Origin of the sequence: Paenibacillus sp. A3 (assembly GCF_001399685.1) — a bacterium.
Lineage (GTDB): Bacteria > Bacillota > Bacilli > Paenibacillales > NBRC-103111 > Paenibacillus_G.
Map to the genome: position 1 here is coordinate 1 of NZ_JTHN01000019.1, position 9,931 is coordinate 9,931.

Below are 9,931 nucleotides of genomic sequence, written 5' to 3' on the forward strand. Positions count from 1 at the left end.
CCGTATGTTTCTCTATTTTATTCAAAAACCTCTTCTTCAACACTCTGGGGGAGCCACTAAGTGACTCCCGTGAATAATAAAGGGCAGGCCGACAGGTGTCGGTGCTGCCCTTTATTAGGATTGCTGCCGCTACTCGAAGATCCGTTCCACGACGACTTTGCCGAGCAGCCGCTTGACGTCCTCCGGCTCGACGTAGCCCGCCCGGGCCGTCAACGCGTTCGCCGTCCCGGAAGCGGTAGCCAGTCTGAGGCACTCCTCGACGGGAAGCCCTTGAGCTGTGCCGATGGCCATCCCTGCTACGTAAGCGTCTCCGCTGCCGACCGCATTCACCGCATCGACCTTCGGGGCGTGCACCCGGTAGCAGACGCCGTGGAAGGCGGCCAGCGAGCCTTCCGCTCCCATCGATACGCTGATGCACGGAATGCCGGCCGCGTTCAGCCGCAGCAAGCCTTGCTTTAACGCGTTTTCGTCCTTGATCGAATGGCCGAGCCATTGCGCGATCTCATCCTCGTTCGGCTTGATGAAGTAAGGCTTCGCTTCCGCGCCCCGCATCAACGCTTCCCCGCTCGTATCCAAAAATACAACGGCGCCTTGACTTTGAGCAATCCCGATCAATTCCGCATAAAAGGACTTGGGCACGCCCGCCGGAAGCGAGCCGCTGAAAGCGACGACCTTCGCACGCCCGGCAAGCTGCGCAAGCTTTTGCCGCATCGCCTCCATCTCTTGGCTGGCGAGCGTCGGTCCCGGCTCCAGCAGCTCCGTCGACACGCCGTCTTGATCCATGATGTTCAGACAGATGCGCGATTCGCCCTCGATCTTCACGAAGTCGTGCGCAATCCCCTGCCGCGTCAATCCGCGTTCGATAAAGTCCCCGTTGCTGCCGCCGGCAAATCCGGTCGCCAGCACGGGAACGCCTTGCAGCGCGATCACGCGAGCGACGTTAATGCCTTTGCCTCCCGGCTCCGCGTACACGCGGTCTACCCGTGAGACTTGACCTGCGGCCAGCGTTGGCAAATGATACGTCTTGTCGATGGCCGCGTTCAAGGTGACGGTAACGATCATCGGAGATCTCCGGCTTTGCCGATGCAGCCGACCATCCGCATTTTTTCAATTGCCGCTTCTTTTACGGCCTTTTTGGCCGGAATCATATATTTGCGCGGATCATTTTCCTGCGGGTTGTCCGCAAACACGGCCTTGATCGCGTCGGAGAAGACGATGCGGATCTCGGTGGCGATGTTCATTTTGGCCATGCCGAGCGAGACGCAGCGCTTCACCTGCTCCTCCGGAATGCCGGAGCCGCCGTGCAGGACGAGCGGCACCGAGACGATCTCGGCAATACGCCGGATGCGGTGGAAATCGATCTTCGGCTCGCCCTTGTAAATGCCGTGAGCCGTGCCGATCGCAGGCGCCAGCGTATCGACACCGGTCCGCTCGACGAAGTCGGCGCACTCCTGCGGGTCGGCCATCAGCGCTTCGTGTTCGGCCACGACGATATCGTCCTCCACGCCGCCCACTTTGCCGAGCTCGGCTTCGACGTTGACGCCGGCAGCGCGCGCCACTTCGACGACTTGCTTCGTCAAGCGCACGTTTTCTTCAAAAGGCAGCATCGAGGCGTCGATCATCACCGACGTGTATCCGGCCCGGATGCACTGCACGATTGTCGCAAAGTCCGTACAATGGTCCAGATGAAGCGCGATCGGCACCCGGGAACGGTTGGCCGCAACCGTGGCTGCCGCTGCGATATAATCGGGACCGAGATGCTTGACCGTCCCTACCGTCGATTGAAGAATTAAAGGCGATCCGGTTTCTTCCGCGGCGTCGACGACCGCTTGCAGCATCTCCAGCGTATGCACGTTGAATGCGCCGATTCCGTAGCCGCCCGCGCGGGCCGCTTCAAGCAATGAGGTGGATGATACTAATGGCATATCGATGTCATCTCGCTTCCGGCTAAATTTTGACCACTTGCGTCAGGTTGCGGGGCATATCCGGGTCCACGTCGCGTTTCATGGCCGTATAGAAGCCCAAATATTGCAGCGCCGGCAAATAAAGCACCGTGCGGGCATCGTCGCTCATCTCCGCTCCGCCGACTTCGAATACCGCATCCGCGAACGCGGTGTCTTCCCCGGCCTTCGCCGTGACGAGCAGCACGAATGCGCCGTACTCCTGCATTTCCTTGGCGACTTTCAGCTCGTAATCGCGCGCTTTTTCGGACAGCAGCACGCAAACAAGCGTGCCCGGCTCCACAATGGACTTCGGACCGTGTCGGAACTCCAGCGTACCGTATGCTTCCGTCCAGATGTAAGACATTTCTTTGATTTTCAAGCTCGCTTCCAGCGCGATGCCGTAGTACGTGCCCATGCCGAGGTAAATAACCTTGTGAAAATCGTTCTTGTCGACCAAAGGCTTAATGAAAGCATCGGCGGCTTTGACGACTTGATCGTCCGTATGCGCGACCGAAGCAAGCTGCTCGAACTGATCCTGCTTGCCCGCCGCCTTGGCAATCGCCGCATGCATCAAAAACGTCATGCTGCTGAACGATTTCGTCATTACGGTGCTCGTTTCTTTCCCGAGCGGGGACACCAGACAATCCGCCAGCTTCGCCATGCTGCTCTCTTCGTAGCAGGTAATGCCCGCGACTTTCACGTTAGGAAGCGGCTTCACGGCTTCCAGCGCCAGCAGCACCTCCGTCGATTCGCCCGATCTCGATACGCCGATAACCAAATAATTGCGGTTCGGAGGAAGCGTCTGCTCGCGGAACAGAAACACCTCCGAGGAAGGGTATGCCGTTGCGCTTTTGCCCAGCCACGCCCGGTAGACGGACGCCATCGCCAATGCTTGATAATAGGATGAGCCGCTGCCGATGAACACCGTCTCGTCCGTTTCCGAATCGAGAAGATGCTTTTGAACCCAGTCTCCCTGCTGCTGAAGTTGTGCGAGCGCCGCATTCAGCGCCTCCGCCTGTGCCGAAATTTCAGGATACGTATATTGACCGAATGGCTTCACAATATTACCCCTTTCGTCTTATTAATGATAATATAAATCATAATTTTGATTTTTTCAATCATTTTATTTGAATGCAACAAGCTTATCCGGGAACGAAAAAAACCGGAGACAGGAGGCGTCGTCCGGACTGTGAGGGAGCTTTGTTTCCTGCCCCGTTTTATGAGCCGTCATCCATTTTAGATTTCTTGTAAGCTAGTGGTGTAATCTTCATGGACTTACGGAATTGATCGATAAAATAGCTTGTACTATTAAATCCTACCTGATAGGCGACTTCCGTCACATTCGATTCCGCTTGCTGCAGAAGGACTAAGCTTTTGTGGATTCGGTATTCCGTGACGTAGTTTAACGGCGTCGTCTTCAGGATTCGCTTGAAATAGCGGCAGCATTCGGACCGGCTCAATTGGCCGGCTCTGGCGATGTCATCCAGCTTGATTTTCTCGGCATAATGGGTATGAATCCATTGCAGCATGTGCTTGATCCGCTGGCTCTTTTGCATTTCCGTCCGGTCATATTCCGGCTGAAAGCCATTCCTAATGAGGTTTTGCCAAATTAACGTCAGTTGCACGGTGATACTGATTTCATAGAACGACGGTTTTTGTTGAAGCAATCGATGAATGCTCAGGATGGCATCCAAACTATTTTTCCCCCAAGGCTCACCGGGATGCAAATGTAAGTATGGAAGATTTGTCGCTTGAATATAAGGATATACAAAGGTCGTGTAAAGCTCTTGCGATAATACGAAATGGGGAGAAACATTCAAGCAAATGTAGACGCAGCCCGATTGATCCTTATCTTCCGCCATGTGCAGGCAGCCGCTGTTGATAAACAGCCCCTCGCCTTCCCGAACCGTGATGCGGTCCTCGTTGATTTGAAAGACCGCTTCTCCTTGTACAATCAGGACAAGCTGAATTTCCTCATGCCAATGAAGGGGGATATAGCCGTGTATATTTTGATGAATCGTCGTTTCGTAGCAAGCCATCGGCAGCACGACCGTCCGGTGCTCGGTCAGCTCCTTTAAGCTTTGGTCAATTTTGAAATTTTTGATTTGCATAATCATCCGACCTCAAAATACTTATATTTATTTATCCAATTCTAATATCTTTAAAGCCTGCCTTCCTCTATTATAACACTATTATTATATTTTAAGGTGGAGACTCGTTCATGGACAGACCTGCTAGAAGAAGAGGATTGTTTCTCGTGATCACCGGAGCGATATTATGGGGAATCAGCGGCACCGTCGCCAAAAAGCTGTTTCAACACTACGCCATTGAGGTCGATTGGCTGGTGACGACACGATTGCTCGTAGCCGGTATTTTACTATTAGCCGTGCAATTTTTCACAAAAGACCGTTCCCAAATATTCGGTGTCTGGAAAAACCGAAGGGTCGCCGTTAAACTGGTTATTTTCGCGCTGTTCGGCACGCTTGCGGTTCAATATACGTATATGGCTTCGATCCAGCACGGCAATGCCGCCGTCGCCACGCTGCTGCAATATTTGGCGCCGGTCATGATTATTATTTTTCTCATCCTGCGAAAACAGACGGTTTTCACCCGACAAGATCTGGCAACTGTTTCTCTCGCTTTAGTCGGCTGCTTTTTATTATTAACCAACGGCTCTGTCTCTCAATTATCGGTGCCGATGCCTGCCATCGTATGGGGAGTGTTGTCGGGGGTAACGTTAGCGTTTTATACGGTATATGCGGTTCCTCTGTTGAAGCAATACGATTCGCTTGTCATTGTCGGCTGGGCGATGATCATCGGGGGCGCCGCCTTAAGCTTTATCCACCCGCCTTGGCAGGCGGATTATGCCGGCATGCCGTTGGAAGCTTATTTATACCTGGTCTTCGTGATCGTATTCGGTACCATGCTCGCCTTTTGGTTTTATATCGAAAGCTTGCAAACTCTCTCCCCCAAAGAATCGAGCCTCGTCGGCAGTCTGGAGCCGCTGGCTGCTGTGTTAACTACGGTTCTTTGGCTGAAAGAGCCGTTTGGGTATTTTCAGTGGATCGGCACGTCCTGCATCATCGGGATGATTTTATTGGTGGCTTTGAAAAAAGCTCCTTCGAAACAAAAAACAAGCGCCGCCGTCTAGTTGAGACAGCGGCGCTTGTCGCCTAACCGGCCTGACGGAAGCGTCCGGCCGTTATTTTTTTTCTTCGTCGCGATGCGTTTCGAGCAGCGATGCGCCCGCGATGCCCGGATTCGTCATTTCGTACGGATCCAAAATCAAGTTCAGCTCGTCTTCGCGCAGCACATCGTACAACAGGCAGAGCTCGCGGACCGAGCGGCCGGTTTCAATCGCCTCGCGCGCGATTCTCGCCACCGGCTCGTAGCCCAGATGCGGGTTCAGCGCGGTAATGACGCCAACGCTCCGCTCCACATACTCTTTGCAGCGGTCGATGTTCGCTTGGATGCCGTCGAGGCAGTATTTTTTGAACACCTTGAACACCTGGCTCATCATGCTGAGCGATTGCAGCAGGTTGAACACCAGCACCGGCTCCATGACGTTCAGCTCAAGCTGTCCCGCTTCGGAAGCCAAGCAAATGGTATGGTCGTTGCCGATTACCTGGAACGCTACCTGATTGACAACTTCGCACATGACCGGGTTTACTTTGCCCGGCATGATCGAAGAGCCCGGCTGACGCGCCGGCAGGTTGATCTCGGACAAGCCGGTACGCGGCCCCGAAGCCATCAGCCGCAGGTCGTTCGCCACCTTCGACATGTTGATCATGCACACCTTCAATGCGGCAGACACTTCCGTATAGGCGTCGGTGTTCTGCGTCGCATCGACGAGATGCTCCGCGCTGACCAGCGGGAAGCCGGTCAATTCGGCCAGCAGCTCCGCCACGCGCTTAATGTAGCGCGGATCGGCGTTCAAGCCGGTGCCGACAGCCGTCGCGCCCATATTGATCTCGTACAAATGCTGCCGCGTCTGGGTAATCCGCTTGATATCTCTCGCTAGCACCCGGCGGTAAGCTTCAAACTCCTGGCCGAGGCGGATCGGTACGCCGTCCTGCAGGTGCGTCCGCCCCATTTTGATAACGCTATCGAATTCCTTTGCTTTGGCCTCGAAGCCTTCGTGCAGCTCGTTCATCACCTCAAGCAGCTGATCGAGCAGCGTCAGGACGGAAATATGAATCGCCGTCGGGAAGGCATCGTTCGTGGACTGCGCCATGTTCACATGCGTATTGGGACTAAGCGTAAAGTAATTGCCCTTCTCGCCCCCGAGCAGCTCGATGCCCCGGTTGGCAATAACTTCGTTCGTGTTCATGTTGATCGACGTGCCTGCCCCGCCTTGAATCGGGTCTACAATAAATTGATCGTGCCATTGTCCAGCGATGATTTCCTCGGCCGCCTGAACGATGACCTTCCCAAGGTTCGGATTCAGCTGTCCGATCTCCATATTGGCGATAGCCGCCGCTTTTTTGACGGTCGCCATGGCGACAATCAGCTCTTTATGAATCCGGTATCCGGTAATCGGAAAGTTTTCTACGGCCCGCATCGTTTGAACTCCATAATAAGCATGGACCGGTACTTCCTTTGTGCCCAAAAAGTCTTTTTCCACCCGATATTGCGCGCTGGTCATGACCTGTCTCCCCTCTATGGCTGCGATAACTTATTAACGGGATGATCTTACAAGCAATGTCATCTCCATACGTTATTGTATCTCAATTTACCATCGGTTAAAAGGGCTTGACATCGGAAAATAAAACGTTTCCATGCTTGTCCCGTCAACTTCCGCGAATCAGTTGGTCCAACTCCTCCCGGGATGGCAGAGCGGGAATCGCTCCCTTGCGGGTCGTCGTAAGCGCGCCGGCCGCATTGCCCGAGCGGCAAACCTCGCCAAGCTCCTCTTCAGTCAGCTCGTCGGGGCGCTTGCCGTATTCCATCAAGCGGAACAGCGCGCCGGAGAAAAACGCGTCGCCCGCGCCGGTCGTATCGACGGCTTTCACTGCGAAGCCCGGCACCCGACCCGTCCGCTCGCCCTGGCGGTAAAAGCTGCCGTCCGGCCCCAGCGTCACGAACATCAGCGGAGTGCCGTACTGCTCCTGCAGCTGTCGGGTACCTGCCTCCAAGTCCCGTTCGCCGGTCAGAAAATGCAGCTCCTCCTCGGAAAGCTTCAATACATCGCTGTAAGTCATGCCTTCCAGAATGAGCGACTTTGCACGTTCCAAATCCGGCCACAGCAGCGGACGCAGATTCGGATCGAAGGAGACGAGCTTGCCTTCCTGACGGGCATAGGCAGCCGCGCGCAGCGTCGCCGTAGCCGAGGGTTCGTGGGTCATCGAGACGGAGCCGAAATGAAACAAGGCGGCTTCCCCGATCCGCTTCCAGTCGATCTCCGACTCCTGCAGCAGCATGTCCGCCCCAGGATTGCGGTAAAAGCTGAAAGAACGGTCTCCGCTGGCATCAAGGCTGACAAAAGCCAGCGTCGTACCGGCTTCGCCGGTAAATACCATGCCACCCGTATCCACCCCGTGCTTCTCCAGCTCCCCCGTCAAAAAACGGCCGAACGCATCCTCGCCGACTTTGCCGATAAATGCCGTCCTTTTGCCCAGCTTGGTCAGCCCCGCCATCACATTGGCCGGCGCGCCGCCGGGGTTTTGCTCGTACTGCGGCAGCCCCTGTTCGGACACCCCCGCGGGCGTAAAATCGATCAGCAGCTCGCCGATAGCGACGGCATCTAATCTATTCATGTCCATCCTCCGTCCATTTTATCAAATTCCGATCGGTACACGTTACCGGCGTTTTTGCAGCCCTTCGGATCAAAGCTTTGCGGCTCCGCATACGTCCAAGGCAACGTTCAATCCCTATTGTAGTCGCAGGGAAATCAAGCCGTCAACGAACAATCCGCGCGCCTAAATAAATGCAAACATGCTTCTTGCCTGATCCGGAGCCGGGAGCTCCGCACCGAGCAGCTTCCCCATGATGCCGACGATCGCGTCGGCCTTCACGCGGATCTCCTCCTCGGTCCGATCAAAGAAGCCCGGATCGAACATGAACAAAATGGCCGTCAGCATAAATTCGGCCGTTTCCGCCGGATGCTCGACATGAAACAAGCCTTCCTCTACGCCCTGCTCAAGGATATGCGCAATCGGCGGCACCATCTCGGAAATTTTCCGGGAAACGAACCGTTGATGGATCATGGCGTTGTTTTCATGGTGCAGCACCTGCAAAAAATCCCGGTAATTCGGCAAGACGGCCGGCCGTTCGAGCAGCGCCGCCACCAGCTTCCGGTCCGCGGCCACCCCGGGCTGCCCCGCAACCGAATTCACATATTCCATTTGCTCTGACAGCGAACGTTCGACCAGGGCGAAGATGACGTCGTCCTTCGTTTTGAAATAGTAATAAAACGTCCCTTGAGCGACCCCCACCTTCTTGACGATGTCGCTGACGGACGTCCGCTCGACGCCCTTATCGCCGAACAATTGCACGGCCGCGTCCAACAGTTCATTCCTGCGCACTTCAGGGTCCTTCGTTATTCTGGCCATAAGTCGCACTCCTTTACTTAATTGAGGGAAATGCACGCTTCTCGTTTTAGGGTAATCTCTATAATTTCATTTTACTTATTGACTGACGATCGGTCAATAAACTATAATGCGTAATGGACATATTTGACTGATAGTCAGTCAAATATGAAAAGGAGTGATCTTATGAAATCCCGATTAATCTTGTATTTGATCGGCTTCAGCGCCTTTGTCGCGTCTTTGGCGCAAAACTTGTACTCCCCGCTGCTGGTGGAGGTCCAGGAAAAGCTGCACACGACCCAAGCGATGGTCAACTTGACGGTCACCGTATTTACCGTGGCGCTCGCGGTCATGCAGCTTGTCTTCGGTCCGCTGTCGGACCGGAAGGGCCGCAAAATCGTCCTGCTCCCGGCCGTCGCCGTCTACACGCTGGCTTCGCTCGGCTGCGCCTACGCCGGCTCGGTTGATGCGCTGCTCGCCTTCCGTCTGCTTCAGGGGATCGGTGCGGCGGCCGTTCCGGTTGTTGCGGCGGCAATAATTGGCGATGTGTTCGAAGGAAAGGAGCGGGCCCAAGGGATGGCGACTTACCAGTTGATGCTCGGACTGTCTCCGGCTGTCGGCCCGTGGGTGGGAGGACTGATCGGCGGCCGCTACGGCTACGGAAGCGCGTTTTTGCTGCTGGGCGCCGTATCGCTGATCCTGCTTGCGGCCAACGCTTTCCTGCTCCCCGAAACCCGGCCGGCAACAGCGACCGTGCGCAAGCGCATCGATTGGAGCTCGTTTGTCCGCCTTGCCCGTCATCCCCGGGCGGCTGCCCTGCTGACCGTCGGGTTCGTACAGTTCTTGGTCTACTTCGTCTTTCTTGTTTATATTCCGATCATAGCCCATCACCGTTACGGCTACGAGCCGGCGCAGACGGGAACGTTGATGCTGCTTATGGCGCTTTGCTCCATGATTGGCGTCAAGGCTGGGGGATGGGTCCAAAGCCGGTTCCCCGGGGAGAGCGGCTATTTATGGGCTTGCGCTGTCAACGCCGCAACGGTGCTGGTGTTCGCTTTCACCGCCGGACTGTCGCTGCCTGTGCTGGCTGCCGTGTTCTGCTTATTCGGCCTGACGATGGGACTTACCATGTCGATGCCGGCCACGCTCCTTACGGAACTATTCCCGGATGACCGCGCCACCGCCGTCGGCGTCTACAATTTTGTCCGCTATCTGGGCATGGCGGCGGGCCCGATGCTCGGATCGCTCCTTTTTATCGGAGAAAGCATTCCGCTGCTGTTCGGCATAAGCGCCGTCTTGTACCTGGGCGGAATCGCCATCGGCGGCCGTCTTGCGGCCCGCACAACGGGCACAGCTTCTTCCTGAGGGTAAACGGCAAAAAAGCGTCCGGCGATGTGCTGGACGCTGAGCTTGTTGAGAAACCCGCTTCGCGTATAAAATTCTCTGCATACGACGGAGTGG

Annotated in this window: 9 protein-coding genes; 2 read left to right on the forward strand and 7 right to left on the reverse strand. The window is 55.5% G+C overall.

Annotation, left to right across the window (positions count from 1 at the left end; all coding sequences use genetic code 11):
* Positions 1 to 129 precede the first annotated feature (129 nt).
* From pfkB to QJ48_RS02180, 4 genes are all read right to left on the reverse strand, one after another.
* Positions 130 to 1,062 (reverse strand): 1-phosphofructokinase, encoded by a 933-nt coding sequence (gene pfkB, locus QJ48_RS02165; RefSeq protein ID WP_054972027.1) that lies wholly within the window; start codon positions 1,060 to 1,062, stop codon positions 130 to 132.
* Complete coding sequence (fba, locus tag QJ48_RS02170) at positions 1,059 to 1,925, reverse strand: class II fructose-1,6-bisphosphate aldolase (protein WP_054972028.1); 867 nt, start codon at positions 1,923 to 1,925, stop codon at positions 1,059 to 1,061. The genes pfkB and fba overlap by 4 nt, the downstream gene beginning before the upstream one ends.
* Before the next feature lie 22 nt (positions 1,926 to 1,947).
* Positions 1,948 to 3,003 carry an SIS domain-containing protein gene (locus QJ48_RS02175; RefSeq protein WP_054972029.1) on the reverse strand — a complete coding sequence of 352 codons (1,056 nt, stop codon included), beginning with the start codon at positions 3,001 to 3,003 and terminating at the stop codon, positions 1,948 to 1,950.
* A 157-nt stretch (positions 3,004 to 3,160) separates the two neighbouring features.
* Positions 3,161 to 4,054, reverse strand: a complete 894-nt coding sequence (locus tag QJ48_RS02180; RefSeq protein WP_054972030.1) for an AraC family transcriptional regulator — start codon at positions 4,052 to 4,054, stop codon at positions 3,161 to 3,163.
* A 110-nt stretch (positions 4,055 to 4,164) separates the two neighbouring features.
* On the opposite strand from QJ48_RS02180, the gene QJ48_RS02185 reads away from it, so the two are divergent.
* Complete coding sequence (locus QJ48_RS02185) at positions 4,165 to 5,094, forward strand: DMT family transporter (RefSeq protein ID WP_054972031.1); 930 nt, start codon at positions 4,165 to 4,167, stop codon at positions 5,092 to 5,094.
* A gap of 51 nt (positions 5,095 to 5,145) precedes the next feature.
* Here the strand turns inward: QJ48_RS02185 and aspA are convergent, their stop codons facing one another.
* From aspA to QJ48_RS02200, 3 genes are all read right to left on the reverse strand, one after another.
* Positions 5,146 to 6,588, reverse strand: a complete 1,443-nt coding sequence (gene aspA / locus QJ48_RS02190; RefSeq protein ID WP_054972032.1) for an aspartate ammonia-lyase — start codon at positions 6,586 to 6,588, stop codon at positions 5,146 to 5,148.
* 145 nt (positions 6,589 to 6,733) lie between these two features.
* Entirely contained in the window at positions 6,734 to 7,699 is a 966-nt protein-coding gene (locus QJ48_RS02195) for a carbohydrate kinase (RefSeq protein ID WP_054972033.1), read from the reverse strand.
* Between the two features lie 162 nt (positions 7,700 to 7,861).
* Positions 7,862 to 8,494 carry a TetR/AcrR family transcriptional regulator gene (locus QJ48_RS02200; RefSeq protein WP_054972034.1) on the reverse strand — a complete coding sequence of 211 codons (633 nt, stop codon included), beginning with the start codon at positions 8,492 to 8,494 and terminating at the stop codon, positions 7,862 to 7,864.
* A 162-nt stretch (positions 8,495 to 8,656) separates the two neighbouring features.
* Between QJ48_RS02200 and QJ48_RS02205 the strand changes: the two genes are divergently transcribed.
* Entirely contained in the window at positions 8,657 to 9,835 is a 1,179-nt protein-coding gene (locus QJ48_RS02205) for an MFS transporter (RefSeq protein ID WP_054972035.1), read from the forward strand.
* The last annotated feature ends 96 nt before the right edge of the window (positions 9,836 to 9,931 follow it).

Coding starts and splice junctions, on each gene's coding strand:
- pfkB (WP_054972027.1), bottom strand. CDS start 1,062: ATGATCGTTACCGTCACCTTGAACGCGGCCATCGACAAGACGTATCAT.
- fba (WP_054972028.1), bottom strand. CDS start 1,925: ATGCCATTAGTATCATCCACCTCATTGCTTGAAGCGGCCCGCGCGGGC.
- QJ48_RS02180 (WP_054972030.1), bottom strand. CDS start 4,054: ATGCAAATCAAAAATTTCAAAATTGACCAAAGCTTAAAGGAGCTGACC.
- QJ48_RS02185 (WP_054972031.1), top strand. CDS start 4,165: ATGGACAGACCTGCTAGAAGAAGAGGATTGTTTCTCGTGATCACCGGA.
- aspA (WP_054972032.1), bottom strand. CDS start 6,588: ATGACCAGCGCGCAATATCGGGTGGAAAAAGACTTTTTGGGCACAAAG.
- QJ48_RS02195 (WP_054972033.1), bottom strand. CDS start 7,699: ATGAATAGATTAGATGCCGTCGCTATCGGCGAGCTGCTGATCGATTTT.
- QJ48_RS02200 (WP_054972034.1), bottom strand. CDS start 8,494: ATGGCCAGAATAACGAAGGACCCTGAAGTGCGCAGGAATGAACTGTTG.
- QJ48_RS02205 (WP_054972035.1), top strand. CDS start 8,657: ATGAAATCCCGATTAATCTTGTATTTGATCGGCTTCAGCGCCTTTGTC.